The sequence below is a fragment of the Janthinobacterium aestuarii genome (assembly GCF_046113285.1).
GTDB lineage: Bacteria > Pseudomonadota > Gammaproteobacteria > Burkholderiales > Burkholderiaceae_D > Janthinobacterium.
Genome location: NZ_CP142524.1, coordinates 1,906,432 through 1,933,170, shown reverse-complemented (window position 1 = coordinate 1,933,170; position 26,739 = coordinate 1,906,432). Strand labels below are relative to the sequence as shown.

Annotated in this window: 31 protein-coding genes; 7 read left to right on the top strand and 24 right to left on the bottom strand. The window is 62.0% G+C overall.

Annotated features, from left to right (window positions below):
- Positions 1-46 precede the first annotated feature (46 nt).
- The 9 genes from OX462_RS08685 to OX462_RS08645 all read right to left on the bottom strand — a co-directional run bounded on the left by OX462_RS08685 (position 47) and on the right by OX462_RS08645 (position 9,748).
- Entirely contained in the window at positions 47-1,591 is a 1,545-nt protein-coding gene (locus OX462_RS08685) for a 2-isopropylmalate synthase (protein WP_070288764.1), read from the bottom strand.
- A gap of 48 nt (positions 1,592-1,639) precedes the next feature.
- The gene (gene pssA / locus OX462_RS08680; RefSeq protein WP_070288765.1) at positions 1,640-2,491 is read right to left on the bottom strand and encodes a CDP-diacylglycerol--serine O-phosphatidyltransferase; all 852 of its coding nucleotides are present in this window, start codon (positions 2,489-2,491) and stop codon (positions 1,640-1,642) included.
- A 157-nt stretch (positions 2,492-2,648) separates the two neighbouring features.
- A complete protein-coding gene (locus tag OX462_RS08675) occupies positions 2,649-3,404 on the bottom strand; it encodes an SIMPL domain-containing protein (protein WP_070288766.1) in 756 nt (251 codons plus the stop codon).
- Positions 3,405-3,505: 101 nt separating this feature from the next.
- The gene (locus tag OX462_RS08670) at positions 3,506-4,261 is read right to left on the bottom strand and encodes an SIMPL domain-containing protein (protein ID WP_086136411.1); all 756 of its coding nucleotides are present in this window, start codon (positions 4,259-4,261) and stop codon (positions 3,506-3,508) included.
- A 208-nt stretch (positions 4,262-4,469) separates the two neighbouring features.
- Positions 4,470-5,696 carry an MFS transporter gene (locus OX462_RS08665; protein WP_070224126.1) on the bottom strand — a complete coding sequence of 409 codons (1,227 nt, stop codon included), beginning with the start codon at positions 5,694-5,696 and terminating at the stop codon, positions 4,470-4,472.
- A gap of 177 nt (positions 5,697-5,873) precedes the next feature.
- Entirely contained in the window at positions 5,874-6,284 is a 411-nt protein-coding gene (locus OX462_RS08660) for a hypothetical protein (protein ID WP_121670077.1), read from the bottom strand.
- Positions 6,285-6,433: 149 nt separating this feature from the next.
- Positions 6,434-7,450, bottom strand: coding sequence for a ketol-acid reductoisomerase (ilvC, locus tag OX462_RS08655; protein ID WP_034750044.1), 1,017 nt, complete (start codon positions 7,448-7,450; stop codon positions 6,434-6,436).
- 74 nt (positions 7,451-7,524) lie between these two features.
- Positions 7,525-8,016 (bottom strand): acetolactate synthase small subunit, encoded by a 492-nt coding sequence (gene ilvN, locus OX462_RS08650; RefSeq protein WP_010399754.1) that lies wholly within the window; start codon positions 8,014-8,016, stop codon positions 7,525-7,527.
- Position 8,017: 1 nt separating this feature from the next.
- Positions 8,018-9,748, bottom strand: a complete 1,731-nt coding sequence (locus tag OX462_RS08645) for an acetolactate synthase 3 catalytic subunit (protein ID WP_071650268.1) — start codon at positions 9,746-9,748, stop codon at positions 8,018-8,020.
- 496 nt (positions 9,749-10,244) lie between these two features.
- On the opposite strand from OX462_RS08645, the gene OX462_RS08640 reads away from it, so the two are divergent.
- The 5 genes from OX462_RS08640 to OX462_RS08620 all read left to right on the top strand — a co-directional run bounded on the left by OX462_RS08640 (position 10,245) and on the right by OX462_RS08620 (position 13,001).
- Entirely contained in the window at positions 10,245-10,814 is a 570-nt protein-coding gene (locus OX462_RS08640) for an RNA polymerase sigma factor (RefSeq protein WP_034779551.1), read from the top strand.
- Positions 10,811-11,215 (top strand): DUF3619 family protein, encoded by a 405-nt coding sequence (locus tag OX462_RS08635; protein WP_230505109.1) that lies wholly within the window; start codon positions 10,811-10,813, stop codon positions 11,213-11,215. The genes OX462_RS08640 and OX462_RS08635 overlap by 4 nt, the downstream gene beginning before the upstream one ends.
- Positions 11,216-11,983, top strand: a complete 768-nt coding sequence (locus tag OX462_RS08630; RefSeq protein WP_409028192.1) for a DUF3106 domain-containing protein — start codon at positions 11,216-11,218, stop codon at positions 11,981-11,983.
- Positions 11,973-12,509, top strand: coding sequence for an RDD family protein (locus OX462_RS08625; protein ID WP_409028191.1), 537 nt, complete (start codon positions 11,973-11,975; stop codon positions 12,507-12,509). The genes OX462_RS08630 and OX462_RS08625 overlap by 11 nt, the downstream gene beginning before the upstream one ends.
- Before the next feature lie 63 nt (positions 12,510-12,572).
- Positions 12,573-13,001: a group III truncated hemoglobin gene (locus OX462_RS08620; protein ID WP_409028190.1), complete on the top strand. Its 429-nt coding sequence runs from the start codon at positions 12,573-12,575 to the stop codon at positions 12,999-13,001.
- On the opposite strand, the gene OX462_RS08615 is transcribed toward OX462_RS08620, so the two are convergent.
- The 15 genes from OX462_RS08615 to OX462_RS08545 all read right to left on the bottom strand — a co-directional run bounded on the left by OX462_RS08615 (position 12,998) and on the right by OX462_RS08545 (position 24,749).
- Positions 12,998-13,756 carry an rRNA pseudouridine synthase gene (locus tag OX462_RS08615; protein WP_409028189.1) on the bottom strand — a complete coding sequence of 253 codons (759 nt, stop codon included), beginning with the start codon at positions 13,754-13,756 and terminating at the stop codon, positions 12,998-13,000. The genes OX462_RS08620 and OX462_RS08615 overlap by 4 nt on opposite strands.
- A gap of 229 nt (positions 13,757-13,985) precedes the next feature.
- Positions 13,986-14,903 (bottom strand): class I SAM-dependent methyltransferase, encoded by a 918-nt coding sequence (locus OX462_RS08610; RefSeq protein WP_070288775.1) that lies wholly within the window; start codon positions 14,901-14,903, stop codon positions 13,986-13,988.
- The gene (gene iscX / locus OX462_RS08605; RefSeq protein ID WP_409028188.1) at positions 14,890-15,084 is read right to left on the bottom strand and encodes a Fe-S cluster assembly protein IscX; all 195 of its coding nucleotides are present in this window, start codon (positions 15,082-15,084) and stop codon (positions 14,890-14,892) included. Before iscX ends, OX462_RS08610 begins: the two co-directional genes overlap by 14 nt.
- Before the next feature lies 1 nt (position 15,085).
- On the bottom strand, positions 15,086-15,427 hold the full coding sequence (fdx, locus tag OX462_RS08600) for an ISC system 2Fe-2S type ferredoxin (RefSeq protein WP_409028187.1): 342 nt from the start codon (positions 15,425-15,427) through the stop codon (positions 15,086-15,088).
- Between the two features lie 67 nt (positions 15,428-15,494).
- Positions 15,495-17,375, bottom strand: coding sequence for a Fe-S protein assembly chaperone HscA (hscA, locus tag OX462_RS08595; RefSeq protein ID WP_326458472.1), 1,881 nt, complete (start codon positions 17,373-17,375; stop codon positions 15,495-15,497).
- Positions 17,376-17,483: 108 nt separating this feature from the next.
- Positions 17,484-17,999 carry a Fe-S protein assembly co-chaperone HscB gene (gene hscB, locus OX462_RS08590; protein ID WP_070311295.1) on the bottom strand — a complete coding sequence of 172 codons (516 nt, stop codon included), beginning with the start codon at positions 17,997-17,999 and terminating at the stop codon, positions 17,484-17,486.
- Positions 18,000-18,065: 66 nt separating this feature from the next.
- Complete coding sequence (iscA, locus tag OX462_RS08585; RefSeq protein WP_034750079.1) at positions 18,066-18,386, bottom strand: iron-sulfur cluster assembly protein IscA; 321 nt, start codon at positions 18,384-18,386, stop codon at positions 18,066-18,068.
- 51 nt (positions 18,387-18,437) lie between these two features.
- On the bottom strand, positions 18,438-18,827 hold the full coding sequence (iscU, locus tag OX462_RS08580) for a Fe-S cluster assembly scaffold IscU (protein WP_034779562.1): 390 nt from the start codon (positions 18,825-18,827) through the stop codon (positions 18,438-18,440).
- A 175-nt stretch (positions 18,828-19,002) separates the two neighbouring features.
- Positions 19,003-20,259: an IscS subfamily cysteine desulfurase gene (locus OX462_RS08575; RefSeq protein WP_070288779.1), complete on the bottom strand. Its 1,257-nt coding sequence runs from the start codon at positions 20,257-20,259 to the stop codon at positions 19,003-19,005.
- A gap of 40 nt (positions 20,260-20,299) precedes the next feature.
- On the bottom strand, positions 20,300-20,776 hold the full coding sequence (iscR, locus tag OX462_RS08570) for a Fe-S cluster assembly transcriptional regulator IscR (RefSeq protein WP_034779566.1): 477 nt from the start codon (positions 20,774-20,776) through the stop codon (positions 20,300-20,302).
- 189 nt (positions 20,777-20,965) lie between these two features.
- Complete coding sequence (locus tag OX462_RS08565) at positions 20,966-21,517, bottom strand: riboflavin biosynthesis intermediates N-glycosidase (protein WP_070224139.1); 552 nt, start codon at positions 21,515-21,517, stop codon at positions 20,966-20,968.
- Positions 21,518-21,555: 38 nt separating this feature from the next.
- Positions 21,556-22,335 carry a uracil-DNA glycosylase family protein gene (locus OX462_RS08560; protein ID WP_121670083.1) on the bottom strand — a complete coding sequence of 260 codons (780 nt, stop codon included), beginning with the start codon at positions 22,333-22,335 and terminating at the stop codon, positions 21,556-21,558.
- Positions 22,336-22,475: 140 nt separating this feature from the next.
- The gene (gene maiA, locus OX462_RS08555) at positions 22,476-23,126 is read right to left on the bottom strand and encodes a maleylacetoacetate isomerase (RefSeq protein ID WP_121670084.1); all 651 of its coding nucleotides are present in this window, start codon (positions 23,124-23,126) and stop codon (positions 22,476-22,478) included.
- 14 nt (positions 23,127-23,140) lie between these two features.
- The gene (locus tag OX462_RS08550) at positions 23,141-24,163 is read right to left on the bottom strand and encodes a fumarylacetoacetate hydrolase family protein (protein WP_121670085.1); all 1,023 of its coding nucleotides are present in this window, start codon (positions 24,161-24,163) and stop codon (positions 23,141-23,143) included.
- A 52-nt stretch (positions 24,164-24,215) separates the two neighbouring features.
- Positions 24,216-24,749 carry a VOC family protein gene (locus OX462_RS08545; RefSeq protein ID WP_070224143.1) on the bottom strand — a complete coding sequence of 178 codons (534 nt, stop codon included), beginning with the start codon at positions 24,747-24,749 and terminating at the stop codon, positions 24,216-24,218.
- A 106-nt stretch (positions 24,750-24,855) separates the two neighbouring features.
- On the opposite strand from OX462_RS08545, the gene OX462_RS08540 reads away from it, so the two are divergent.
- Together OX462_RS08540 and OX462_RS08535 are read left to right on the top strand one after the other, a co-directional pair.
- On the top strand, positions 24,856-25,824 hold the full coding sequence (locus OX462_RS08540; RefSeq protein ID WP_409028186.1) for a LysR family transcriptional regulator: 969 nt from the start codon (positions 24,856-24,858) through the stop codon (positions 25,822-25,824).
- 29 nt (positions 25,825-25,853) lie between these two features.
- Positions 25,854-26,471 carry a gamma-glutamylcyclotransferase gene (locus tag OX462_RS08535; protein ID WP_409028185.1) on the top strand — a complete coding sequence of 206 codons (618 nt, stop codon included), beginning with the start codon at positions 25,854-25,856 and terminating at the stop codon, positions 26,469-26,471.
- The last annotated feature ends 268 nt before the right edge of the window (positions 26,472-26,739 follow it).

Sequence of the window (26,739 nt, the reverse complement as noted above, 5' to 3'; positions counted from 1 at the left end):
AGACTAGCGCCTATCCCAAATGCAAATTCTGGGGTCTGACCCCGGCTTACGGCTGCGGGTCGATGCGCTCATCCTTGGCATGCAGCTTGTTCAAGGCCGACAAATACGCCTTGGCCGACGCGACGATGATGTCGGGGTCGGCGCCCACGCCGTTGACGATGCGCCCATCGCGCGAAAGGCGCATCGTGACCTCGCCCTGCGACTGCGTGCCCGTGCTGATGGCATTGACGGAGAACAAGACCAGTTCCGCGCCGCTGGCGGCCGCGCTTTCGATGGCGTTGACGGTGGCGTCGACGGGACCGTCGCCCCGCCCTTCGCAGCTGCGCTGTTCGCCGCCGACGAGAAATTCCACGCGCGCATGGGGCACGGCGCCCGTCGTCGACTGCTGCGTCAGGGAAATGAAACGGTAGTGCTCACTCTCCTGCGCCTGCTGCTCCTCGCTGACGAGGGCCATGATGTCTTCGTCGAAAATCTCGGATTTGCGGTCGGCCAGCTCCTTGAAACGCAGGAAAGCGGCGTTGACTTCCGCCTCGGATTCAAGCGCGATGCCCAGCTCATGCAGCCGCTGCTTGAAGGCATTGCGGCCCGACAGTTTACCGAGGACGATCTTGTTGGCCGTCCAGCCCACGTCTTCGGCGCGCATGATTTCATACGTCTCGCGCGCCTTCAAAATGCCGTCCTGGTGGATGCCGGACGCGTGCGCAAAGGCGTTCGCGCCGACGACGGCCTTGTTCGGCTGCACGGCAAAACCAGTGATCTGCGACACCATTTTCGAGGCGGCCACGATTTGCGTCGTATCGATACCCACCGTCAAGTTGTAATAGGCGGCGCGCGTGCGCAGCGCCATCACCACTTCTTCCAGCGCCGTGTTGCCGGCCCGCTCACCGAGGCCATTGACCGTGCATTCGATCTGCCGCGCGCCGCCGATCATGACGCCGGCCAGCGAATTGGCCACAGCCAGGCCCAGGTCGTTATGGCAATGGACGGACCAGATGGCTTTATCGGAATTCGGTATGCGTTCGCGCAAGCGCTTGATGGTATTGCCGAAGATTTCAGGCACGGCGTAGCCCACCGTGTCGGGGAAATTGATGGTGGTGGCGCCCTCGGCGATCACGCCCTCCAGCACGCGGCAGAGGAAATCCTCGTCCGAGCGGCTGCCGTCTTCGGGGCTGAATTCGATGTCGTCCGTGAACTGGCGCGCGTAGCGCACGGCGTTCTGCGCCTGCAGCAGGACTTCCTCGGGCGTCATGCGCAGCTTCATCTGCATGTGCAGGGGCGACGTGGCGATAAACGTGTGGATGCGCTTGCGCTCGGCGGGCGCCAGCGCTTCGGCGGCGCGGGCGATGTCGCGGTCGTTGGCGCGCGACAGCGAACAGATGGTCGATTCGCGCACGGCGCCGGCAATCGCCCGTATCGACTCGAAGTCGCCCTGCGAGGCGGCGGCGAAGCCCGCTTCGATCACGTCGACCTTCATGCGCTCGAGCTGCTTGGCGATGCGCAGCTTTTCCTCGCGCGTCATGGAGGCGCCCGGCGATTGCTCGCCGTCGCGCAAGGTGGTGTCAAAAATGATGAGTCGGTTGCTGGTGTTCATGGCTGCTCCTGGCTGGCTGAAGACTGGCGACGCTACCGACTCGCCGTATTAATGCTCGGGGTCGGTCTGGATGATGCTGACGGGCTTGCCCTTCGCCATGCGCCAGAAAAACACGGCGTAGCCGGACAAGCCATAGACGACGAAAATCGGGAACAGCACTTTCGGCGGATCGATGGAAATGAGCGCGAAGAACAATGCCAGCAGGAATACCACGATGAAAGGCACGGACTTGCGGAAATTCACATCCTTGAAACTGTAGAACGGCACGTTGGTGACCATGGTCAGTCCGGAAAACAGGGCGATCGTCCACGACACCCAGGCCAGCTGGTTGCCGGCAAATTCCAGGTCGTTCATGAGCAGGATGAAACCGGCCACCATGGCCGCCGCCGCCGGGCTGGGCAAGCCCTGGAAGAAGCGCTTGTCGACCACGGCGATGTTCGTGTTGAAGCGGGCCAGACGCAGGGCGGCGCCGGCGCAATACACGAAGGCGGCCAGCCAGCCCAGTTTACCCATGCCGCGCAGCGACCATTCGTAGATCACCAGCGCCGGCGCGGCGCCGAACGACACCATGTCGGACAGGCTGTCGTACTGCGCGCCGAATTCGCTCTGCGTATTCGTCAGGCGTGCGATGCGTCCGTCGAGGCCGTCGAGGATCATGGCGATGAAGATGGCCCAGGCCGCGTGTTCGAATTTCTGGTTCATGGCCATGACGATGGCGTAGAAGCCGCAAAACAGGGCTGCCGTCGTGAAGGCGTTCGGCAACAGATAGATGCCGCGGCGGCGCAAGGTTTTCTTGCCAGTGCCATCGGTTACCGGCTGGCGCACGAATTTGCTGAAGCGGGACGCTTTGGATACTGCGGGGGTGCCGTTCTTGCCTCTACGACGGGGGAAGTTTGCCATGTTGTTCCATATCTTGTGTACTGCGGGGGAATCGGTGCCAGATGGCAGGCGCATGACTGTCAGGGCATGCGCCTGCCGATGTTGTCATTATAGAGGAGCCGCCGCCAAAGAAAAGCGCGGCGGCGTCAAGCCGGCAATATTGACACCAATACTAGCCTTATTTGAACTTGACCTTGGCCACCAGGCCCATGTTGAGGGTCGTTTCGCCCGGTTCAAAGCTCGGTTCGGCCACCTGGCTGCCGCCGTAGCCCATGGAATCGGCGCTCATGGCGCGCGCGCCTGCCACGTTCGCGCGCTGCGTATAGTTGCCGGAACCTTCGAAATCGATGGTGTCGATCACGGCGTCATTGACGTTGCGGCCCATGGCGCCGGCGATGGCGGCCACGCGCTCGTTGAGGTTCTTGTAGGCGGCGGCGATGCGCTGGTCGTCGAGCTTGCGCACGGTGGCGGGCGCCAGGCCGAAGTTCAGGCGATTCAGGGTCAACACACCTTGCGCTGCGGAAACGGTTTTCGGCAAGGCGGCCAGGTTGGTCGTCGTCACCTGCAGGTATTGCCCCACTCTCCAGCCCGTTGGTACTCTAGGCTTGGCGGCGACACCAGGCGGCAAGGGCGCCGTTTCCGGGTACACGGCATACGTGTAATAGCCTTGGGTCTTCAGCACGGCTTGCGGATCGGCTTTCTTGACGATGGCCGTGCCCTGGTTCATCTTCTGGTTGACGCGCGAGGCGGCGGCGGCCTTGTCCTTGTCCTGCTCTTCGATGGCCAGGGTGACGGTCACCTGGTCGTTCGCGTGCACCACTTCGCCATTGGCGGGCACCACCACGAGGGTGCCGGAAGTGGGCATGGCCTGGGCTTGGGCGCCCAGGGCAACGGTAGCGGCGGCTGCTGCCAGCAGCGATTTCATGACGGTCATGGTGTTCTCCTGGAAAATAATGGGGCAAAAACGACCATGGGGCCAACAGCCCCATGATTTTTAAAACAGTCTAACGCGAAAATATTTCCGCGCTAACGCGCTTACTTGAACTTGACCTTGCCGACGACGCGCATGTCGAGCGTCGTTTCGCCCGGCTCGAAGCTCGGTTCGGCGACGGTGCTGTCTTCGGCCATCTTGGCGCTGCGCATCATCATCGGCGCGGCGGCAGGACGGCTTTCCGTGGCGTAGTTGCCCGAACCTTCGAAGTCGACCGTATCGAGCACGGCGTCCGAGACGTTGCGGCCCATGGCCTTGGCGATGGCAGCCACGCGCTCGTTCAGGTTTTTATAGGTGGCGGCGATGCGCTGGTCGTCCAGCAAGCGGATGGTTTCCGGCTTCAGGCCGAAATTCAAGCCATTCAGGGTCAGCACGCCTTGCGCCGCCGACACGGTTTTTGGCAGGGACGCCAGGTTGGCCGTCGTCACTTCCAGGTACTGGCCGACGCGCCAGGCCGTCGGCAAACGCGGCTTGGCCACGGCGCCAGCCGGCAATGGACGCTCTTCCGGATACACAGGGTAGGTGTAGTAGCCGTACGATTTCAGTGCCGCCGACGGGTCGGCCTGCTTGACGATGGCGATACCCTTGTTCATCTTCTGGTTGACTCGCGACGCAGCGGCAGCCTTGTCCTTGTCCTGTTCTTCGACGGCCAGGGTAGCGACCACCTGGTCATTGACATGCTTGACTTCGCCAAATGCGGGTACGACCACCAGGGTGCCGGAAGTCGGCAAAGATTGGGCTTGCGCGCTCAGGGCAACGGTGGCTGCGGCGGCAACAAGGACGGATTTCATCACGGTCATGGGGGTACTCCTAGGTAGTTAATGTGGCTGACAAGGAGCGATGGGGCGCGCTCTGCACTACCCCATTTCTCTTGAGAAACTTGTCAAACTGTGTAGATTCTAACGCCTCATTCATTCCCGTGGCGCAAATTAACAAATCGTCACAAAATGTGCTTGCCAGTCACATCTGCTCACATTTCAACACACTGTTATTCAAAATAACAATGTGTTAGTGACCCAGCACCGCGCCGCCGCTGCGCCGGCCCGGCTTGAAACTGTGGCGGTGCGCGCACCAGGCGATGGTCAAGGCCACCAGCAGCAAGGCCAGCATGGCCCACGGGAACGATGCCGCGCCATAGCCGTCGAGCAGCATGCCGCCCGCCAGGCCGCCGCCCGCGATGGCCACGTTCCAGATGGTCGCCACCATCGCTTGCGCCACATCCATGCCGTCGCCGGCCGCGTCCGCCGACGCCGTCTGCAGCAAGGTGCCGGCGCCGCCAAAGGTGATGCCCCAGATCGTCATGCTGACATAGATCACGGCGGGCGAGTCCATCGCCAGCCCCAGCGCCACCATCACGAGGGCAAAGGCGGCGATGCAGCCCAGCACGAGCGGGCGCAGCCAGCGGTCGATCAGCTGGCTGACCAGCCAGATGCCGGCCAAGGAGCCCACGCCATACACGAGCAGCACCAGGTCGACGCGGGGGCGCAAGCCGGACGGCGCCAGGAACGGCGCGATATAGGTATAGAGAATGTTATGCGCCAGCATCCAGGCGACGATCACCGCCAGAATCGGCCGCACGCCCGGCGTCATGAACACCTGGCGGATCGACAGACGTTCGCCGTTCTTTTGCCCCGGATAATCGGGCACGACCAGCAACACCCACGCGACCAGCACCACGGCCAGGCCGGACATGATGCCGAAGATGCTGCGCCAGCCCAGCACGCCACCCATCAGGGTGCCCAGCGGCACGCCCAGCGACAGGGCCAGCGGCGTGCCGATCATGGCGATGGCCATCGCCCTGCCCTGCTGCTCGACGGACACCATGCGGCGCGCGTAGCCGGCCATCAAGCCCCAGGCCAGGCCGGCCGCCATGCCCGTGACGAAGCGCGCGACCAGGGCGACGATGTAGCTGGGCGCCAGGGCCGTCGCCGTATTGAAGATCAGGAAGCCGATGATGGCCAGCAACAGGACATTGCGCCGGCGCCAGGTGCTGGTCAGCGCCGTCAGGGGGATCGCCGTCAGGATGGAACCGATGGCGTACACGGTCACAAGCTGGCCCGTCATGACTTCGGAAATATTCAGGTCGCGGGCAATCTGCGGCAGCAAGCCGGCCGGCAAGGTTTCCGACAGGAGGGCGAGAAACGCCGTCATGGCCAGGGCCAGCAAGGCCAGGATGGGAATGGAAGAGTCAACAGCAGCCTGCGAGGGCCCCGTGGCGGTGATACGGTCAGTCATGGAGGTCTTTCTGGTTGCGCAAGCGGCTAAAAAACTAGCGCCTGGCGTGCTACAAAAGCGGTGATGCGCGTTGCGGTCGGCAGATACCGAAACAGATGCAGTCCATGGGAAACTGCAAAGGAAGGGCGGGATTGTAAAGCAAACGCGCCAACAGCGTGTGCACGAAATCAACCGTACTCAGGCTGGCGTCATGCAGGCATCATTGGCCGCCTTGCGCGGCGAAAACCAGGCATTCGATTTCGGACTGTACAGGAAGGCGCAGATGACGGCGAACGTGAGCGCGCCAGGCAAGACGTTCATCTTCAGCGGCAAGGTCGCCAGACAGAACGCAATGTCGATCACGCCCCATACCAGATACACGGTGCGCGCGCCACGCTGCCTTTGCAGCATGGCCAGCGCTGTCACCAGGGTAAGGCCCAAGCTGAAGAGCATCATCGCGTATTGCACCTCGGCGGGAATCACGCCGTGCCCCATGCCGGCCAGCATGGAGGGATCGTTGCGGCCGAGGTAAGCCGACACCAGCGCTGACAGCGAGCTGAGGACCAGAAACCAGCAGCTGATGGCAACCGAGACGGGGCGCTTGACCACATGAAGATTCCCGACAAAAACTTTAGAAAAAACGAGCATGGTGCTGACGCTATGGTTGAATGGGCCTGATTGTAACGGATGTTGGCGGCCAAACGCCCGCGCAAAAAAAAGCCGGCTTGCGCCGGCTTCGTGTGAGGAACGATTGCTGCTTAGTTCTTCGACTGGTCAACCATCTTGTTCTTGGCGATCCAAGGCATCATGGCGCGCAGTTTCGCGCCCACTTCTTCGATCTGGTGCTCGGACGTCAGGCGGCGGCGCGAGATCAGGGTCGGTGCGCCTGCCTTGTTTTCCAGGATGAAGCTCTTCGCGTATTCGCCCGTTTGAATATCTTTCAGGCATTGACGCATCGCATCCTTGGTGGCCGAGGTCACGACCTTAGGACCGGTCACGTATTCGCCGTATTCCGCGTTGTTCGAGATCGAGTAATTCATGTTGGCGATGCCGCCTTCATAGATCAGGTCAACGATCAGCTTCAGTTCGTGCAAGCACTCGAAGTACGCCATTTCAGGCGCGTAACCCGCTTCCGTCAAGGTTTCGAAACCGGCCTTGATCAGTTCCACGGCGCCGCCGCACAGCACGGCTTGTTCGCCGAACAGATCCGTTTCGGTTTCTTCGCGGAAATTCGTCTCGATGATGCCGGCACGGCCGCCGCCGTTGGCCGAAGCGTACGACAGGGCGATATCGCGGGCGATGCCCGATTTGTCCTGGTACACGGCGATCAGGTGGGGCACGCCGCCACCCTGGGTGTACGTGGCGCGCACGGTGTGGCCCGGGGCTTTCGGCGCGACCATGATCACGTCCAGGTCGGCGCGTGGCACGACTTGGCCGTAATGCACGTTGAAGCCGTGGGCGAAGGCCAGTACGGCGCCTTGCTTGGCGAATGGCGCGATGTTTTCGTTGTAGACCTGGGCGATGTTTTCATCTGGCAACAGGATCATGATGACGTCGGCCGCTTTCACGGCGTCGTTGACTTCCGCTACTTTCAAGCCAGCTTGTTCGACCTTGGTCCACGAAGCGCCGCCCTTGCGCAGGCCGACGGTGACGTTGACGCCCGAATCGTTCAGATTTTGCGCGTGCGCGTGGCCTTGCGAACCGTAGCCGATGATGGCAACGTTTTTGCCTTTGATCAAGGAGAGGTCAGCGTCTTTGTCGTAAAAAACTTTCATGGTATTTCCTATCATTTGATGATGCGTTGTTGTTTTAAATGCGGCCCCAGGGCCGCGTAGTGCTGCTTATATTTTTATACTTTGAGGATGCGTTCGCCGCGGCCGATGCCGGAACCACCCGTACGGACGGTTTCCAGAATGGCGGCGCGGTCGATCGAATCGATGAACGCGTCGAGCTTGACCTTGTTGCCGGTCAGTTCGATCGTGTACGTCTTTTCGGTGACATCGATGATGCGGCCACGGAAGATATCGGCGGTGCGCTTCATTTCCTCGCGCTCCTTGCCCACGGCACGAACCTTGATCAGCATCAGCTCGCGTTCGATATGCTGGCCTTCGGTCAGGTCCACCACCTTCACCACTTCAATCAGACGATTCAGGTGCTTGGTGATCTGCTCGATGATGTCATCCGAACCGCTGGTGACGATGGTCATGCGCGACAGGGTCGAGTCTTCCGTCGGCGCCACGGTCAGTGTTTCGATGTTGTAGCCGCGTGCCGAGAACAGGCCCACCACGCGCGACAGGGCGCCCGCTTCGTTTTCCAGCAAGACAGAAATAATGTGGCGCATATTAGAGATCCTCCGAACCGAGCATCATTTCGGACAGGCCTTTGCCGGCTTTCACCATGGGCCACACGTTTTCGGACTGGTCGGTAATGAAGTTCATGAATACCAGCCTGTCTTTCATGCCAAACGCCTCTTTCAGCGCGCCATCGACGTCGCCCGGTTTTTCAATTTTCATGCCCACGTGGCCATACGCTTCCGCCAGTCTCTCGAAGTCGGGCAGCGAATCCATGTACGACTCGGAATAGCGCGAACCGTAATCGATTTCCTGCCACTGGCGCACCATGCCGAGGAAACGGTTGTTGAGCATGATGATCTTCGGCGTCAGATGATACTGCTTGCACGTGGCGAGTTCCTGGATGCACATCTGGATCGAACCTTCGCCGGTAATACAAGCAACGGTGGCGTCCGGATTGGCCATCTGCACGCCCATGGCGTACGGCAAGCCGACACCCATGGTGCCCAGGCCGCCGGAATTGATCCAGCGGCGCGGCTTGTCGAAGCCATAGTATTGCGCGGCCCACATCTGGTGCTGGCCCACGTCGGACGTGATGAAGGCGTCGCCCTTGGTGATCTGGAACACTTTTTCCACCACCGATTGCGGCTTGATGACCAGGTCGGAAGTCGGGTATTTCAGGCATTCGCGGCCACGCCATTCGGCGATCTGCTTCCACCAGTTGCTCAAGGCATTGACGTTCGGCTTGGCTTCGGCCGCGTCGAGTTGCGCGAGGAACTCGATCAGCACGTCCTTGACGTTGCCGACGATGGGGATATCGACCTTGACGCGCTTGGAAATCGACGATGGATCGATGTCCACGTGGATGATCTTGCGCGGATGCGAGGCGAAATGTTTCGGGTTGCCGATCACGCGGTCATCGAAACGGGCGCCGATGGCGATCAGGACGTCGCAGTTCTGCATCGCCATGTTCGCTTCATAGGTGCCGTGCATGCCGGGCATGCCGACATACTGCTCGCTCGAGGCGCGGTAGCCGCCCAGGCCCATCAAGGTGTTGGTGCACGGGAAACCCAGGCGGTCGACCAGCTTGTTCAGCTCGGCCGAGGCATTTGCCAGGATGACGCCGCCGCCAGTGTAGATCATCGGGCGCTCGGCTTGCAGCAACAGCTGCACGGCCTTGCGGATCTGACCCGAATGGCCCTTGTCGACGGGACGGTAGGAACGCATCTCGACTTCCTTCGGATAGTCGAAATGGCATTTGTGCATGCTGATATCCTTGGGGATATCGACCAGCACGGGTCCCGGACGGCCGGTACGGGCGATAAAGAAGGCTTTCTTGATCGTCGCTGCCAAGTCCTTGACGTCCTTGACGAGGAAGTTGTGCTTGACGACGGGGCGCGTGATGCCGACCGTGTCGCATTCCTGGAACGCATCCTGGCCGATGGCGTGGCTCGGCACCTGGCCGGAGATCACCACCATGGGAATCGAGTCCATGTACGCGGTCGACAGGCCCGTGACGGCATTCGTGACGCCCGGACCGGACGTGACGATGGCGACACCGACTTTGTTCGAGCTGCGCGAATAGGCATCGGCGGCGTGGATCGCGGCCTGCTCGTGGCGTACCAGGATATGCTGGAATTTGTTTTGCTGGAAGATGGCGTCGTAGATGTAGAGTACGGCTCCGCCCGGATATCCAAAGACGTGCTCGACGCCCTCTTCAGCCAGACAGCGCACGACAATTTCTGCGCCCGTAATTGGTCCTGCTGCTGCTTCGGTATTCATGAAACATTCCTTTCAAGGTCCATTGGAGATTGATCGGATGTTCTTTCCTGACGAGGTACGCCTAACGCAACAGTGCTCCTGCTTCCCTTTTCATGCGGTCACGCAATTTCTTTGGGCACCCATAGATACCTTACAAAACAACGCTTAACGCAACTCGTTTGGCCGGAGTTTCTGTGGCGCCTGTACGAACCGCTCGCGCTTGTGGCGCGGGTTAGAACAAACTGCCTACAAATGAAAGCGCGTCTTGCCGCTGCTGGCCTTGTGTGCCGGTCGCGACCTGACCATAGGGCTTTGGGGTGTTCAAAGCGTCCCATACGTTATCGCGTTGCACCATGATGGTCAAGGAAAATGTCGGCCTCGCTGCATTTTTGCTCGCACAACGTGCAAAAACCCTGCGGAAACGCACATTTTTTGCTAGCATGCACGGGGTTGCAAAAAGCATACCCGCCCCCATTTCGCCCACCGCATCCCGCAGCCGCTAAGATCCCCATACCGCATGGCAACAGACAAAGAATTATCCGACTTTCTAGAAAATGTCGAGCGGCGCGCTTTCAAGCAGGCCGCCTACGCGGTCCGCAAGGAAGAATCGGCCCTCGACATCGTGCAGGACGCCATGATCAAGCTGGCCGAGAAATACGGCGACAAGCCGGCCGCCGAGCTGCCGATGCTGTTCCAGCGCATCTTGCAGAACACCATCCTTGATTATTTCCGCCGTGAAAAAGTTCGCAACACCTGGGTCAGCCTGTTTTCCGGCATGAAGCCCTCGGGCGACGAACATGAAGATTTTGATATACTTGACACCTATGAATCGGAACAGGGCTCCAGCGCCGCCGAATCGTCGGCCGACCAGGTCGAACGCGCGCAAATCCTTGATTTGATTGATGCAGAGGTACAAAAACTGCCCTCACGTCAACGCGAAGCCTTCCTCATGCGTTATTGGCAGGACATGGATGTGGCTGAAACAGCGGAAGCGATGGGTTGCTCCGAAGGTAGCGTGAAAACACATTGCTCTAGAGCTACCCACACGCTCGCCGAATCGCTGAAAGCCAAGGGAATTAAATTATGAACACCGACGATCTCAATTTCGCTTACAAAGTGCGCCATGCACTGAACGAAAAACTCGACGACCTGCCCGCATCGACCACCGATCGCCTGGCAGCGGCACGCAAGCTGGCCCTGTCGCGCAAGAAGGCGGACGCGCCCGCCGCCGTTGCCGTGCGCCAGAACGTGTTCGCCGGCGTCGCCAGCAGCCTGTTCGTCGAGCCGCTGTCGTGGCTGGGCCGCATGAGCGTCATCATCCCCCTGCTGCTGCTCGTCGGCGGCCTGGTGGGCATCTATCAGTTTGAGCAGGAACAACATATTGCCGAACTGGCAGAAATCGATGCCGCCGTTCTGTCGGACGAATTGCCGCTGTCTGCGTACATGGACCATGGCTTCAACGCCTACCTGACGAAACGCGAGCAATAAATGGCAGGCACGAGCGTACGCAAAGGCTGGCTGGCCGGCGGCATCGGCCTGGGCGCCTGCGCCTTGGCGGGCGCCGCCTGGGTAGGCGCGCAGCAACATCCCGCGCCCGCCGCGCCTCCCGTGGCGGCAGCGCCCGTGGTGGCGCCGGCGCCGGCCTCAACCGTCAAGCCCGGTTCGCCCCGCACAGCCGGCAAGGGCGGCACGCCGCCCAAGGCCAGCGAGAATCCATCGTGGAACAAGCTGTCGCGCGCGCAGCAGGAAGCCCTGCAGCCGCTGGCGGGCGAATGGAACAAGCTGGAACCGCTGCGCAAGCAGAAATGGCTCGATATCGCCAGCCGTTTTGCCTCGATGACGGCGGACGAGCAAATCCGCGTGCATGAACGCATGCGCGAATGGATCAAGCTGACGCCGGAACAGCGCCGCCTCGTGCGCGAAAACTACACGCGCACGAAGAAGATTGATCCGGGTCAAAAAACCGCGCAATGGGAGCAATACCAGCAATTGCCGGAAGATCAAAAGAAAAAGCTGGCGACGGAACTCGTGCCGAAAAAACCGCTGGGCAAGGTGCCAGCGATCAATTCGACCACGAGCAAGCCGCCCGTGATCGTGCCGCCCGCCACGCCGGCAGCGCCTGCCGCCGCGCCCGTCCTGCCGCCAGCCGCTGCGCCAGCGGCGGCCGTGCCGCTCACGGATCCTGCCACGGCCCCCGCCGCCGTGCCCGTCACGCCACCTGTTACGCCTGCCCCACTGCCGACCAATGTCAAATAGCACGCCCGCCGCCAGCATCACTTCCCATCCCACGATCAAGCGCCGCCTGATTTCCATGGTGTACGAGTCGCTGCTGGCCCTGGCCGTGCTGTTTTTGCCCTTCCTGCTGTTTGAACTGGCCGTGCAGGGCGCGCATACGCCCCTGACGGAACACATGCGCCAATGCCTGGCCTTCCTCGTCATGGGCGCGTATTTCATCCACCAATGGAGCCGCGAAGGGCAAACCCTGGCCATGAAGACGTGGCGCCTGAAAGTCGTGCTGCCGGGCCACGCCCACGTGCCGCTGCGCGTGGCTGCCTACCGCTACATCCTGTCATGGATGTGGCTGCTGCCAGCGCTCGTGGCGGCATATGCCTTCGACCTGCAGCACTGGGCAGCGCTGGGCGCCATCGGCGTGGGCATCCTGGCCTGGTCGGCCACGGCCCTGTTCACCGGCAACGGGCAATTCCTGCACGACAAGCTGGCGGGCACGCAGATCGTGCAATTGCCGGCCCCCGCGAAAAAGTCGAAGAAAGTCGCCGCCTGAGTTTTTATGCGGCTTGACCTGCGTCATTGAAGCGCTACGGGGGCTCTGCGATCATGGCGTGCCATGAATAATACCGCCCCCCTCCCCCACACACGTTTCGCTCCCTACCGCGAGGAAGTCTGCAGCGAAGACGACGTCAAGCACCTCGTCCACACCTTTTATGCGGCCGCGCGCGAAGACGCCATGCTGGGTCCCATCTTTGCCGCCGAGGTCAAGGATTGGGACGCCCATCTGGCAACATTGGTCGATTTCTGGTCAGGCTTGCTGCGCGGCACCATGCGCTACCACGGCAAGCCGCTGGCCCAGCACGCGAATATGGAAAACCTGACGCCGTGCATGTTCCGCCGCTGGCTGACCCTGTTCTTCGCCACGACCGAGAGCATGGGCAACCCGGCCCTGCAGGAAAAGGCCGATACCATCGCCTTGAATATTGCCGAACGGCTATGGAAAAGCTTTGCGGAAAGCCACGCCATCGTGGCACCGCAGCTTTAGAACCTCTCGTAACCCTGCAGATAGCGCCACTGACCTGACGGCATGGCGCCCATCGGGATGCGGCCGATGCGCAAGCGCTTCATGGCGACGACGTCCAGTCCCACCATCTTGCACATGTGGGCGATCTGGCCCGGCTGCACGTTTTTCAGGGCGAAGCGCAGGCGCGTCTCGTTCTGCCAGCTGACCTTGATCGGCGGCAAAGGCTTGCCATTAAAGGGCAAGCCGTGATTGAGCAGCGCCAGGCCGTTTTCAGCGATAGTGCCCGACACTTCCACGATGAATTCCTGCTCCACCGTTTTCGCCTCGTCGACCAGCTTGCGGGCCACGCGGAAATCCTGCGTGAACACCAGCAGGCCGGACGCCATGGTGTCGAGCGGATTGGTGATCGTCAGGCCGATCAGATGGCGCTTGAGGAAGCGCGTGATGGAGCTGGGCGCCACGTTCTCCGGCGTAAAAATCTCTTCGGGACGCAAACAGCTCAAGGCCGGCTTGCCTTCGCTGCCGATACCGCCATTGATGCCGGCCGGCTTATGCAGCAGGATCGTCACGGGCGGCATTTCTTCCAGGGTGGCGTTCGGCAACAGCACCACGGTCTGGTTGTCCGCCACGCGCGCGCCCGACTCTTCCACCAGCACGCCATCGACCGTCACCCAGCCGCCCTCGATATACAGCTCGGCCTCGCGGCGTGAGCAGGGCACGTCTTCGGACAGGCGCTTGGCCAGACGGACGGTGGGCATTTCAATAGGTGTGGTCATGGGGAGGCGCAAAAAGCAAGAGGAGGAGAAAGCCGGTATTGTAACCGACCCGCTCCTCCCCCTTTTTGCTGATTGCGCTGGTGATTGTCGGATTAGGCTGGTGATTGTCGGATTACGCTGCTGATTGTCGGATTACGCTGCGCTAATCCGACCTACCCGACCTACCCGGGCTGCGCGGCCGTGACTGATTTGGTAGGTTGGCTTAGCGGCTTGCCGCGTAAGCCAACAATCAGGCTTGCGCCTTGGCCAATTCCTCGGCAAAGAAACGGTGGCCCATCTCTTCCAGGCCCAGCGTTTGCAGCACTTCCTGCAGGCGCTCCGTCGGGCGCTGGCGCGGCAGGTTTTTGTAGCTGGCGATGATCAGTTCATTCTTCATCGAATGCTCCCAGCCCACCAGTTCCGTCACGCTGACCTGGTAGCCATGGGCTTCCAGCTGCAGACAGCGCAGCACGTTGGTGATCTGGCTGCCGAACTCGCGCGTGTGCAGCGGGTGGCGCCACAATTCCGTCAAGACGTTCTTGCCCAGACTCTTGCCCTTGTTCTTCTTCAATACGGAAGCGACTTCGGCCTGGCAGCACGGCACCAGCACCATGAACTTCGCCTTTTTCTTCAGGGCGAAGTGGATGGCGTCATCGGTGGCCGTGTTGCACGCATGCAAGGCTGTGACGATGTCGATCTGCTGCGGCAGCAGGTTCGACTCCGTCGATTCGGCCACGGACAGCGGTAAAAACGACATGCCGGGGAACTTGAATTTCTTCGCCAGCTCTTGCGAGCGCTGCACCAGCTCTTCGCGCGTCTCGATGCCGTAGATGTGCGAACCGTCGTTGCCGTTCTTGAAGAACAGATCGTACAGGATGAAACCCAGATACGACTTGCCGGCGCCGTGGTCGACCAGCGACACGCCGGGGTGGTCCAACTGCACTTCGCGCAGCAACGGCTCGATGAACTGCGTCAGGTGGTACACCTGCTTGAGCTTGCGGCGGCTGTCCTGGTTCATCTTGCCGTCGCGCGTCAGGATGTGCAATTCCTGCAGCAAGGCGACCGACTGGCCATCCTTGATCTCGGGCATGTTGCTGGCGGCCGTGATGATGTCTTTCGGCGCAACGGCTGCGGTGGCGGCGGGTGCCGCGCCCTTAGCGCGCTTCATCGATCCACGCCATCTGTATCGCTTCGAGCACTTTTTCGCCGCCGCGCGTGTGGTCATCGTCGAAGCCGTCCAGCTCCACCACCCAGTTGTGCAGGTCGGTGAAACGCACGGTCAGCGGATCGATGTCCGGATGCGCGTCGAACAAAGCCTCGGCGATCGCGTTGATGTCGGACCATTTCATCTTAGTGACTGCCTTCGCTGACCTGGTTGATCGTGTATTTCGGGATTTCGACGACGAGGTCGCCCTCGGCCACGATGGACTGGCACGACAGGCGCGACACGGCTTCCAGGCCCCAGGCCTTGTCCAGCATGTCTTCTTCCAGTTCCGTCGCTTCGTTCAAGGATTCGATGCCTTCGCGCACCAGCACGTGGCAGGTGGTGCAGGCGCACGATTTTTCGCAGGCGTGCTCGATGTCGATGTCGTTTTCCAGCAGGATGTCGCAAATGGACTTGCCGCTTGGTGCTTCGATGACGGCGCCGTCCGGGCAAAGCTTGGCGTGCGGCAGGATAACGATTTGTGGCATGGTTTCTTCTTTCAGTCTGTCATTCGGAGCGCGGCCGCCATATCGGCGGCACGCTGTTCAATTGGTTTTATACGACCTGGTCCAGCGTTTTGCCGGTCAATGCCGTGCGCACGCTGCGGTCCATGCGGCGCGAGGCGAAATCCTCGGTGCCGTCGGCCAGTGCTTCGATCGCCAGCTTCAAGGCCTGGTGGTCGATGGCGCCGCTTTGCGATTGCGCAATGGCATCGCGCACCTTCTGCATCAAGCCATCGACAGCCACGCGCTCGGCGTCGTCCAGCAAGCCGCCGTCCTCGTCCAGCGCCGACTGCGTGGCCAGCAGGATGCGTTCCGCTTCCACCTGCTCTTCGCGCAGCGCGCGCGCCACCATGTCGGTGTCGGCCGAGGTGTAGGAATCCTGCAGCATGCGGGCGATGTCGTCGTCGCCCAGGCCGTAGGCCGGCTTGACGCTGATCGACGCTTCCACGCCCGAGCGCAGTTCGCGCGCCGAGACGGACAGCAAGCCATCCGCATCGACCTGGTACGTGATGCGGATGCGCGCCGCGCCCGCCACCATCGGCGGAATGCCGCGCAATTCAAAGCGCGCCAGCGAGCGGCAATCGCTGACCAGTTCGCGCTCGCCCTGCAGCACGTGCACGGCCAGGGCCGTCTGGCCATCTTTAAAAGTCGTGAATTCCTGGGCGCGCGCGCACGGTATCGTCGAATTGCGCGGAATGATCTTTTCCACCAGACCGCCCATGGTTTCGATACCGAGCGACAGCGGGATCACGTCCAGCAACAGCCAGTCGTCGCCGGCGGCACGGTTGCCGGCCAGCAAGTTCGCCTGGATGGCCGCGCCCAGCGCCACCACTTTATCGGGGTCGATATTCGCGTGCGGCGTCGTGTGGAAGAATTCGCTGACGGCGCGCTGCACGTGCGGCATGCGCGTGGCGCCGCCCACCATCACCACGCCGTCGACGTCATCCGCATCCACGTTCGCGTCGCGCAGGGCTTTCTTGATGGCATTCATGGTCTTGGCCACCAGGTGCTGCGTCATGGCGGCAAAGTCCGCGGCCGTGATGCGCAGGTGGATTTCTTCGCCCGAGTTCAGGGCCGCGTCGATCATCGTTTCCGGCTTGGTCGACAGCGTTTCCTTGATTTCGCGCGCTTTCACCATCAGGATGGCCGTGTCTTCGTCGGACAGCGGCGCCAGCTTGGCCTGCTCGCTGATCCAGCAGAACAGGCGGCGGTCGAAATCGTCGCCGCCCAGGGCCGAGTCGCCGCCCGTGGACAGCACCTCAAACACACCCTTGCTCAGCTTCAGGATCGAGATGTCGAAAGTGCCGCCGCCCAGGTCGTACACGGCGTACACGCCTTCGGAGGCGTTGTCGAGGCCATACGCGATGGCGGCGGCCGTCGGCTCGCTCAGCAGGCGCAAGACATTGATGCCGGCCAATTGCGCCGCATCTTTCGTCGCCTGGCGCTGCGCATCGTCAAAGTAGGCGGGCACGGTGATCACGGCGCCCACCAGGTCGTCGCCGAGCGAGTCTTCCGCACGCTGGCGCAAGGTAGCGAGGATTTGCGCCGACACTTCGACGGGGCTTTTCACGCCGGCCACGGTTTTCAGCTGCACCATGCCAGGCGTATCCTGGAAGTCGTACGGCAGGTTTTCCGCGTAGGCGATGTCGGCCAGGCCGCGGCCCATGAAGCGTTTCACGGACACGATGGTGTTCTTCGGGTCGGTCGTTTGCGCGGACAGGGCCTTGTAGCCGATGTTGGCGTGGCCGTTCGGCAGGTAGCGCACGACGGACGGCAGCAGGGAGTGCCCTTCTTCGTCGTTGAGCACCTCGGGAATGCTGTTGCGCACGGTCGCGACCAGGGAATTGGTGGTGCCAAGGTCGATGCCGACAGCCAGGCGGTGCTGGTGCGGCGCGGTCGACATGCCTGGTTCGGAAATTTGCAGAAGTGCCATTGTATTCGTGCCTCGATTAATTTTTTGCGTGATGCAGCTGATGCCTGGTGCGCATTATAAGACGGGGGCCGGACTGGCGCTTGGCACGCCGGTCAAGCGATCGCCGGGTCAAGCCTCGATGGCCTCATAGGCAAAACGGACTTCCTCGCCGAATTTGTCGAGGAACATCAGGGCGCGCACGCTTTGCGCCGCATTCACGTAGTCGGCGGCGTCGAGCTGGGCGGCCACCTGGGCCAGCAAGGCCTTGCGTTCGGCGCGCAGCTGACGGTCCAGGGCGTCGAGCGCGTCGGCATCCTTGCCCGCGCGGGCATCGCCCAGTTCCTCGCGCCATTCCATCTGCTGCATCAGGAAGCTGACGGGCATGGCCGTGTTCGATTCCGTCTGCAGATCGACGCCATTGAGTTCGCACAGGTATTGCGCGCGCTTTTGGGGGCTTTTCAGGGTTTGGTAGGCTTCATTGGCGCGCGTGGCCCATTGCATCGCCACGCGCTTCTCGGCGCTGCTGGCGTTGATGAAACGGTCCGGGTGGACCTTGCCCTGCACGTCGCGATAAGCCGCGTCCAGCGCGCTCATGTCGAGCCCGAACTGCGCCGGCAACTGGAATAATTCGAAGTGGTTTTGCATAATTGTCAGTGGTCGCTGTACCGCAATCGATGGGTACAGCGCACCGACCGGGGTCTTGCCAGCTGTTTAAATCCTGAAGGACTCGCCGCAGCCGCAGGCGTCTTTTTCGTTCGGATTGTGGAACTTGAAGCCTTCGTTCAAGCCTTCGCGCGCGAAATCGAGTTCCGTGCCGTCGATGTAAGGCAAGCTTTTCGGGTCGACGAAGACTTTCACGCCGTGCGATTCGAAGACGCTGTCTTCGGCCGCCGCCTCATCGACATATTCGAGCTTGTAGGCCAGGCCCGAGCAGCCCGTGGTGCGCACGCCGAAGCGCAGGCCCATGCCCTTGCCGCGCCGTTCGATATAACGGTTGATGTGTTTCGCCGCTTTTTCGGTCAGTGTGATCATGTATTTCTCCGTAACTGCCCCGGCCTTGCGGCTGGGGCGGGCTACCAACGATTAAGCTGCTGCAGGGTGACGCGTTTGATAATCCAATACCGCCGCCTTGATGGCGTCTTCCGCCAGGATGGAGCAGTGGATCTTCACTGGCGGCAGGGCCAGTTCTTCGGCGATCTGCGTGTTCTTGATGGCCAGCGCCTGGTCCAGGGTTTTACCTTTGACCCATTCCGTTACCAGCGAGCTCGACGCGATGGCCGAACCGCAGCCATAGGTCTTGAATTTCGCGTCTTCGATCAGGCCATCGGCGCCGACCTTGATCTGCAGTTTCATCACGTCGCCGCAGGCGGGCGCGCCCACCATGCCGGTGCCGATGGTTTCATCACCCTTGTCGAAAGCGCCCACGTTGCGCGGGTTTTCGTAGTGATCGAGTACTTTGTCCGAGTAAGCCATTTTGATGCTCCTTTAATATTCTTGCCGGCCCCATTCACGAGGCCAATTTATCTTCAAGTGCCTGGAAAACCGTAGCGAGCGGCAGTGAGTTGTGGCCGAGAAGCGGAACTGTGCTGTAGCACAGTGAGCATCGCAGGCCGCAAATCGCGACGCGCAGTAGGTTTAACAGGTGCTTTTAGTGGGCTGCCCATTGGATGGAGTTAATATCGATCCCTTCCTTGAACATGTCCCACAGCGGCGACAGTTCGCGCAGCTTGTGTACTTTCGATTTCAGCAGGTTCACGGCGAAGTCGATGTCTTCCTCGGTCGAGAAGCGGCCGATGGTGAAGCGGATCGAGCTGTGCGCCAGTTCGTCGCTGCGGCCCAGGGCGCGCAGCACGTACGATGGCTCCAGGCTGGCCGAGGTGCAGGCCGAACCGGACGACACGGCGATATCCTTGATCGCCATGATCAGCGACTCGCCTTCGACGTAGTTGAAGCTGACGTTCAGGTTGTGCGGCACGCGGTGGTCCATGTCGCCGTTGATGTAGACTTCTTCGATCTCCTGCAGGCCCTTGGCCAGGCGGTCGCGCAAGGCCTTGATGCGGCCGATTTCGCTGTCCATCTCTTCCTTGGCGATGCGGAAGCTCTCGCCCATGCCCACGATCTGGTGCGTCGGCAGGGTGCCCGAGCGCAGGCCGCGCTCATGGCCGCCGCCGTGCATCTGCGCTTCCAGGCGCACGCGCGGCTTGCGGCAGACGTACAGGGCGCCCACGCCTTTCGGGCCGTAGGTTTTATGTGCCGTGAAGGTCATCAGGTCGACCTTGGTCTTTTGCAGGTCGATGACGACCTTGCCCGTCGCTTGCGCGGCGTCGCAATGGAAGATGATGCCTTTCGAGCGGCAGAACACGCCGATCTCGTCGATAGGCTGGATCACGCCGATTTCATTGTTCACCAGCATCACCGACACGAGGATGGTGTCCGGGCGCACGGCCGCGGCCAGCTGCTCGACGGTGATCAGGCCGTTGTCCTGCGGTTCCAGGTAGGTCGCCTCGAAGCCGATGCGTTCCAGTTCGCGCACCGTATCGAGCACCGATTTATGCTCGGTCTTGACGGTGATGATGTGCTTGCCCTTGGTCTTGTAGAACTGCGCCGCGCCCTTGATGGCCAGGTTGTTGCTTTCCGTCGCGCCGGACGTCCAGATGATTTCGCGCGGATCGGCGTTCACCAGGGCCGCCACGTGGCCGCGTGCCTCTTCCACGGCTTTTTCCGCCGTCCAGCCGTACATGTGGCTGCGCGATGCCGGATTGCCGAACTGCTCGCGCAGGTAGGGAATCATCTTGTCGGCGACGCGTGGATCGATCGGCGTGGTGGCCGAGTAATCCATGTAGATCGGGAAATGCGGTGCGGTTTCAAAGTGCACTTGGCCTACGTTTTTTTCTGGGGCGTTCATCAATAACTCCTGCAATCAGCAACTTGGTATTTTGTTATGTTCAACCGAGGGCGGCGTGGTTACGGTGCATCACCATCACGCTTTGTTCGGCAATCTTTTGTCTCTGCTGGTCGACCAGGTCCTGCAAGGACACAGAATCCAGATAATCGACCATTTTTTCGTTGAGCGTGGACCACAATTCATGCGTCATGCAGCGCGCGCCCGTGGCCGCGTCGGCGCCGTGGCAATGCTCCTTGCCGCCGCACTGCGTGGCATCGAGCGGCTCGTCGACGGCGATGATGATGTCGGCCACCGTCACCTTGTCGGCACGGCGCGCCAGGCTGTAGCCGCCGCCCGGGCCGCGGATCGATTCGACGATCTCATGCCGGCGCAGCTTGCCGAACAGCTGCTCCAGGTAGGACAGGGAAATCGACTGGCGCTGGCTGATGCCGGACAAGGTGACCGGTCCCTTGCCCTGGCGCAGGGCAAGATCGATCATCGCTGTCACGGCAAAACGGCCTTTTGTAGTCAGACGCATACATCCTCTGGTCAACTGGTTTAAAATATTGCGGTTTTTCAACTCCTCAAACCCTGAGTAGTTGAATGATTTAGTCAAGTATAACAAATTCGGCGGGGTTTGTCAGAGCGCCCCTCGATGACCACAGGGCTGGCAGGGGCATGGCCGGCCGCGCCAGGCGCGGCGGCATCAGGAAAACAACAATACTGCTCAGGCACGCAGAGCGCTACGTACTTTCATTAACTCAAACCCCAGCAGGTTCAAGCCGTCCCAGCGGGCCGGATCGCCGATGCGCGGATTGTCCGACGCCAGGCCCACGCCCCAGATGCGGTCGACGGGACTGGCTTCGACGATGACGCGCTCGCCCGTACCCAGCAAGAACTTGCGCAGCGCGGCTTTTTGCGAGAACTTGGCGAAGTTGCCATCGAAGACGATGCCCGCGCGCGCCGCCTCCCACGCCCTGGCGTCAAAATTGGCCACTTCGCGCCCCAGCTTCTTCACTTCCGACGGCCGGGCGGCCGCCACGATGCGCGCCTGCACGGCCGTGTCGCCGAACAGGGCCGCCTTTTGCGCCATCATGTAGTGCTCGGCCGTGGCATACGTCACGCCAGCGAGGCTGAACGGCGACGGAAACCACTGGCTGAAGCAGCTTTTGTCGGGCACCTGCGGCTGCGCCGGCGTGTGGCCCCAGAAATACAGATAGTCGGGCTCGCCGCCCGCCGCGATCCACGCCTTCAATTCTTCCACGTTACTGATTTGCATATTCCCCGCACTTCCGCCAGACAGGCGATGATTCAAGCTCAAGCACGCAACAGTTGCATCGGCCCAAACAGGGCCTGCATGTCGCTGTTGCCGATAAAGGACAGATTATACGGATGTTCCGCCGTCACCTGCGGCAAGGCTGCGGCCACCGGCAAGCGTTTGATGAGCTCGGCAATCTTGCCCCACAGCACCAGTTGCGGCAAGGCCGCCCCGCCCTGCTGCGCCAGCGCTTCCAGCACCACCTGCAGGAAGGGCAGCCAGCCGCGCGCATCCTGCACGGGCGGCACGTGGGAACGGAATACCAGCGCCGCGTTGAGCAACAAGAAGCCCTGCTCCGTCATCTTGCGCTGCAAGTCGGGCAGGGTCTGGATGACGCCGCTGCCGGCTTGCAGCGCGGCGGCGGCCACGGGCGCCATGGCGACGCCCGAGGTGTCGCCAGCCTGCAGCTGGCCATCGGCCACCAGCAGCATCTTCATGAAGTTGCGCAAGGAGGTGGCGCGGTTGACGGGTTTCGACAGGCCCGTGGCCGACCACAGGCTGCCGACGGCGCCATCCATGAAGCACACGCCCGTGGCGCTGTCGGCACGCGGATACGGCCCCTCGCCCACCAGCACGTAGCGCACCCGCGCCAGCGGCAGGGCAAAGGCGGCGAACAGCCGGCCCTGCGTGGGCAGGTAATCGTCGGCGGCCAGCGCCGGCAAATAGGCGGGATCGGCCGCCATCACGGCGTGCAAGCCGCGCAGCAGGACGGGACGCCAGGAAGCGTGCGCCAGGGACAGGGCATCGGTGATGCTGGCAGGAACGGTTGTTGCGGTCATGGCGCGTCAGTAAAATATTTGGGCAAACGCAAATTGTAGCCTACCGGCAAGCAGGCATTGACTGCACAAAATCAATTCCGCATAAAAAAGCCCCGGCCTGCATGCTGGCCGGGGCGGCTTACGTTTGATGCGGCTCAAACTTACTCGGCGTCAGGCTGCTGCGACGGATGGGCGACGGCAAAGGCCGGCAAGCCGGCGCAATGCGCGTGGATGCGCGCCACGCGCGGGTACGGCGCCAGGTCGATGGCGAAGCGCTGGGCATTGAATACCTGCGGCACCAGGCAGCAGTCGGCCATCGTCGGGCTGTCGCCATGACAGAACAGGCCAACTCCGGCCGGATCGCCCTGCGCCAGCAGCGCTTCCACGGCCGCCAGTCCCTCGGCCATCCAGTGGCGGTACCATTCCTGCTTGGCCTCGTCCGACAGCCCCAGGGTGTTTTTCAGGTATTTCAGGACGCGCAGATTCGTCAACGGATGGGCGTCGCAGGCAATCGCCAGCGCCAGCGCGCGCACGCGGGCGCGTCCCAGCGCATCCGCCGGCAGCAGCGGCACGGCTGGCCGCGTTTCATCTAGGTATTCGAGCATGGCCAGCGACTGCGTCAGGATGGCGCCCTCGTCGTCGAGCGCCGGCACCAGGGCCGACGGGTTGACGGCGCGGTAGGCCGGCAGCAGCTGCTGGCCGCCGTCCTGCAGCAGGTGCACGGGGATGCTGTCGTAGGCGATACCCTTCAAATTCAAGGCAATGCGCACGCGGTAGGCGGCCGAACTGCGGAAATAGGTGTACAGCTTCATGGGGCGCCCTCCCCTCAGGCGCGGCCGGCGTACAGGGCCACGGTTTGCTCGATGCTGCCGAAGATGCTGGCGCCCGCCGCGTCGCGCATCTCGATGCGCACCGTGTCGCCGAACTGCAGGTAAGCCGTCTTCGGCGCGCCGTGTTCGATGGTTTCATACATGCGCACTTCGGCCAGGCAGCAGTAACCGACGCCGCCGTTTTCGATGCTGGAGCCGAACAGGTTGCCCTGCTTGTTCGACACGGTGCCGGAGCCGACGATGCTGCCGGCGCCCAGTTCGCGCGTCTTCGCCGCATGGGCGACGAGCTGCGCAAAATTGAAGGTCATGTCTTCGCCCGCATTCGGTTTGCCGAACGGTTTGTCGTTCAAGTCCACCAGCAGCGGCAGGTGCAGCTTGCTGTCCGCCCAGTCGGCACCCAGTTCATCGGGCGTGACGGCGACGGGCGAAAACGCGCTGGCCGCCTTCGACTGGAAGAAACCGAAACCCTTGGCCAGTTCGCCCGGGATCAGGTTGCGCAAGGAGACATCGTTGACCAGCATCACCAGGCGGATCGCTTTCGCCGCGTCGGCCGCGCCGGCGCCCATGGCCACATCGCCCGTGATCACCGCCACTTCCGCTTCCAGGTCGATGCCCCACTCTTCCGAAAGGGCGAAGATGGGGTCGCGCGGGCCGATAAAGCTGTCCGAGCCGCCCTGGTACATCAGCGGGTCCGTGTAGAACGAGGCCGGCACTTCCGCGTTGCGCGCCTTGCGCACCAGTTCCACGTGGTTGATGTAGGCCGAACCGTCGGCCCACTGGTAGGCGCGCGGCAGCGGCGAGTGGCACAGATTGGCATCAAACGGCTGCGCGTCCGGCGCCTGGCCCGCGTTCAAGGCCGCGTAGGCGGTTTCGAGCTTGGGCGCCACAGCGTCCCAGTTGTCGAGCGCCGCCTGCAGGGTGGGAGCGATGGCGGCCACGCGCTGGTACTGGCGCAGGTCGCGGCTGACGAGGATCAGGGCGCCGTCGCGGCTGCCGTTTTTCAGGGTTGCGAGTTTCATGGAGTGTGTTCCTTTTGAGGCGTAGTGTTCAGATGGATGCCGTGGGCGGCGCTCAGGCTTCGGCCGGCGCGTGCATCCAGGCGGCGTGCTTCGGCGCGCGGCGCGTCTGCGACCATTCTTCCAGCATTTCCCATTTGACGGCGTCCAGTTTGGCCATCATCTCGGGCGTGCCCACGTTGGCCGCCAGTTCCAGGCGGTGGCCGTTGGGGTCGAAGAAATAGATCGACTGGAAGATGGCGTGGTTCACCGGGCCCAGCACCTCGATGCCGGCGGCTACCAGGCGCTCCTTGGCGGCCAGCAGTTCTTCCATGCTGCCCACTTCCAGCGCCAGGTGCTGCACCCAGGCCGGGGTATTGCGGTCGCGGTCCATCGGCGGCTGCGTCGGCAGTTCAAAAAAGGCCAGCACATTGCCCTGGCCCGCGTCGAGGAAGACGTGCATGTACGGGTCCGGCGCCTTGGTCGACGGCACCAGGTCTTCGGCGATGGCGAGGACGAAATTCATGTTCAAATGCTTGACGTACCACTCGACGGTTTTCTTCGCGTCGATGCAGCGGTAGGCGACGTGGTGGATTTGCTTGATCTTCATAATGTCTGTCTCCGATGGATGGCGGGTTTTTCAGCTTTTCACCATTAGAATCGAGTTACAGCTATCATACAAACAATTTTTAACCATCGATTTATCGGATTATCTTATGAGTCCCAGCCTGCGACAGATGCGCGCCTTCGTGGCGCTGGCCAAGACCGGCAGTTTTACCCTGGCCGCCGAATACCTGCACGTGACGCAGTCCGCCTTGAGCGGCTTGATCAAGGAACTGGAAAGCGTGCTGGGCGTGCGCGTGGTCGAGCGCAGCACGCGCAAGACGCAGCTGTCGGAAATCGGCCGCGAACTGTATCCGCTGTTTGAAAAGATGATCGAGGACCTCGACGGCGCCATGGCCGGCATCGCCCAGCGCAAGGCCCTGAAGACGGGCCTGGTGCGCATCGCCGCGCCGCAGATGATGGCCTGCACCCTGCTGCCGGAAGTGATCGCCGCCTACCGCCAGGCGCACCCGGATGTGCAGCTGCGCCTGGTCGACTGCCCCGTGGAAAACGTGTCGGCGCGCGTCTTCAGCGGCGAAGTCGATTTCGGCATCGGCCCCGAGCGCGATCCGACGGCGGAAATCGCCGCGCAAGTGCTGTTCGAGATGCCCTTCGTACTGGTCTTCCCCGAGCAGCATCCGCTGCAGCAGAAAGAGCGCGTCACCTGGGCCGACGTGGGCGACTATCCGTTCATCTCGCTGCAGGGGCAATTTACGGAACGCCTGCTGCGCGACATGCACGGCGCGTTCCGCGAACTGTCGCTCAATCCCTATAACGAAGTGACCTTCATGACGACGGCGCTGGCCATGGTCAGCGCCAACCTCGGCATCACGGTCTGCCTGCCGTACGCGGAGCCGATGGTCAAACTCTACAAATTGCACATGCGCACCCTGCACGAGCCGGAACTGACGCGGCGCTTTTTCGTCTACACGAAGACGGGGCGTTCGCTGTCGCCGGCCGCCGAAAGCTTCATGGCCTTCCTGTTCCGCTTTGTCGAGACGCACGAGTGGAACGTGGGAGCGGGCGGCCCGGCCGCCCGCGACACCCCGCCGGCCGGCGGCCTCGCCGACGCCCCTTTATAATGGCGCATCGCCCCTTATCCGCTTGCACCATGACCCAGCCTGACCAGCACGCCCTGTCGCCCACCGACGCCGCCACCATCGCCATCAACCAGCGCATGAACAAATTCGACGGCCATGAGCAGGTGTGGCTGTTCGGCTATGGCTCGCTGATCTACAAGGCGGACTTCCCCTATATCGAACGTCGCCCCGCCAGCATCGCAGGCTGGACGCGGCGCTTCTGGCAAGGTTCGCACGACCACCGGGGCACGCCGATGGCGCCGGGCCGGGTCGCCACCATCGTGCCGCAGGCGGGCGCCGTGTGCGACGGCATGGCGTATCTGATCACGCCCGAAGTCTTCGCCCACCTCGACCACCGCGAAAAAAACGGCTACCTGCGCCTGGCCACCGACATCACCTTCGACGATGGCAGCAAGGCCGAAGGCCTGGTGTACATCGCCAACGAGGAAAACGCCGCCTTCCTCGGTGCCGCCACGGAACTCGATATCGCGCGCCAGATCGCCCGATCAAACGGCCCCAGCGGTCCGAACAGCGAGTACCTGCTGCACCTGGCCAGCGCCCTGCGCGAACTGGGCAAGAGCGATCCGCATGTCTTTGCCATTGAGCAACATCTGGCGCAATTGAAGGATGCCCCGCCTGCAGCGCAGTGAGTGACGGCGGGCTGCCAGCTTGCAAGATGCAAGCGATGAATATCTTTTTATTGTGACAATTGGCGACTATCCCCCGTTTTATTAGCGCCCATAATCGGAACGCGCGATTCCTGATGCATGAATGGAGCAACGGTGCGCGTCAACAGGCAACGGGGCCGTCCATCCATCACAATCACTGCCCTGCACGATAGAAGCGCCTTCATCGGAGCGAGACGACCATGTCCGACAGGTCTATGCTGCAACAGCATGGCAGGCAGCCGCATGCCAT

Excerpts from the sequence above, each read along its gene's own strand:
- maiA (WP_121670084.1), bottom strand. The coding sequence starts at position 23,126 with ATGAAGCTGTACACCTATTTCCGCAGTTCGGCCGCCTACCGCGTGCGC.
- OX462_RS08535 (WP_409028185.1), top strand. The coding sequence starts at position 25,854 with ATGACCCAGCCTGACCAGCACGCCCTGTCGCCCACCGACGCCGCCACC.
- OX462_RS08640 (WP_034779551.1), top strand. The coding sequence starts at position 10,245 with ATGGCAACAGACAAAGAATTATCCGACTTTCTAGAAAATGTCGAGCGG.
- OX462_RS08625 (WP_409028191.1), top strand. The coding sequence starts at position 11,973 with ATGTCAAATAGCACGCCCGCCGCCAGCATCACTTCCCATCCCACGATC.
- OX462_RS08610 (WP_070288775.1), bottom strand. The coding sequence starts at position 14,903 with ATGAAGCGCGCTAAGGGCGCGGCACCCGCCGCCACCGCAGCCGTTGCG.
- fdx (WP_409028187.1), bottom strand. The coding sequence starts at position 15,427 with ATGCCACAAATCGTTATCCTGCCGCACGCCAAGCTTTGCCCGGACGGC.
- ilvN (WP_010399754.1), bottom strand. The coding sequence starts at position 8,016 with ATGCGCCACATTATTTCTGTCTTGCTGGAAAACGAAGCGGGCGCCCTG.
- OX462_RS08615 (WP_409028189.1), bottom strand. The coding sequence starts at position 13,756 with ATGACCACACCTATTGAAATGCCCACCGTCCGTCTGGCCAAGCGCCTG.
- iscR (WP_034779566.1), bottom strand. The coding sequence starts at position 20,776 with ATGCGTCTGACTACAAAAGGCCGTTTTGCCGTGACAGCGATGATCGAT.
- iscX (WP_409028188.1), bottom strand. The coding sequence starts at position 15,084 with ATGAAATGGTCCGACATCAACGCGATCGCCGAGGCTTTGTTCGACGCG.
- OX462_RS08670 (WP_086136411.1), bottom strand. The coding sequence starts at position 4,261 with ATGACCGTGATGAAATCCGTCCTTGTTGCCGCCGCAGCCACCGTTGCC.
- OX462_RS08560 (WP_121670083.1), bottom strand. The coding sequence starts at position 22,335 with ATGACCGCAACAACCGTTCCTGCCAGCATCACCGATGCCCTGTCCCTG.
- OX462_RS08675 (WP_070288766.1), bottom strand. The coding sequence starts at position 3,404 with ATGACCGTCATGAAATCGCTGCTGGCAGCAGCCGCCGCTACCGTTGCC.
- OX462_RS08550 (WP_121670085.1), bottom strand. The coding sequence starts at position 24,163 with ATGAAACTCGCAACCCTGAAAAACGGCAGCCGCGACGGCGCCCTGATC.
- OX462_RS08665 (WP_070224126.1), bottom strand. The coding sequence starts at position 5,696 with ATGACTGACCGTATCACCGCCACGGGGCCCTCGCAGGCTGCTGTTGAC.
- OX462_RS08635 (WP_230505109.1), top strand. The coding sequence starts at position 10,811 with ATGAACACCGACGATCTCAATTTCGCTTACAAAGTGCGCCATGCACTG.
- hscA (WP_326458472.1), bottom strand. The coding sequence starts at position 17,375 with ATGGCACTTCTGCAAATTTCCGAACCAGGCATGTCGACCGCGCCGCAC.
- iscU (WP_034779562.1), bottom strand. The coding sequence starts at position 18,827 with ATGGCTTACTCGGACAAAGTACTCGATCACTACGAAAACCCGCGCAAC.
- OX462_RS08645 (WP_071650268.1), bottom strand. The coding sequence starts at position 9,748 with ATGAATACCGAAGCAGCAGCAGGACCAATTACGGGCGCAGAAATTGTC.
- OX462_RS08540 (WP_409028186.1), top strand. The coding sequence starts at position 24,856 with ATGAGTCCCAGCCTGCGACAGATGCGCGCCTTCGTGGCGCTGGCCAAG.
- OX462_RS08630 (WP_409028192.1), top strand. The coding sequence starts at position 11,216 with ATGGCAGGCACGAGCGTACGCAAAGGCTGGCTGGCCGGCGGCATCGGC.
- OX462_RS08575 (WP_070288779.1), bottom strand. The coding sequence starts at position 20,259 with ATGAACGCCCCAGAAAAAAACGTAGGCCAAGTGCACTTTGAAACCGCA.
- hscB (WP_070311295.1), bottom strand. The coding sequence starts at position 17,999 with ATGCAAAACCACTTCGAATTATTCCAGTTGCCGGCGCAGTTCGGGCTC.
- OX462_RS08545 (WP_070224143.1), bottom strand. The coding sequence starts at position 24,749 with ATGAAGATCAAGCAAATCCACCACGTCGCCTACCGCTGCATCGACGCG.
- iscA (WP_034750079.1), bottom strand. The coding sequence starts at position 18,386 with ATGATCACACTGACCGAAAAAGCGGCGAAACACATCAACCGTTATATC.
- OX462_RS08685 (WP_070288764.1), bottom strand. The coding sequence starts at position 1,591 with ATGAACACCAGCAACCGACTCATCATTTTTGACACCACCTTGCGCGAC.
- ilvC (WP_034750044.1), bottom strand. The coding sequence starts at position 7,450 with ATGAAAGTTTTTTACGACAAAGACGCTGACCTCTCCTTGATCAAAGGC.
- OX462_RS08565 (WP_070224139.1), bottom strand. The coding sequence starts at position 21,517 with ATGCAAATCAGTAACGTGGAAGAATTGAAGGCGTGGATCGCGGCGGGC.
- OX462_RS08620 (WP_409028190.1), top strand. The coding sequence starts at position 12,573 with ATGAATAATACCGCCCCCCTCCCCCACACACGTTTCGCTCCCTACCGC.
- pssA (WP_070288765.1), bottom strand. The coding sequence starts at position 2,491 with ATGGCAAACTTCCCCCGTCGTAGAGGCAAGAACGGCACCCCCGCAGTA.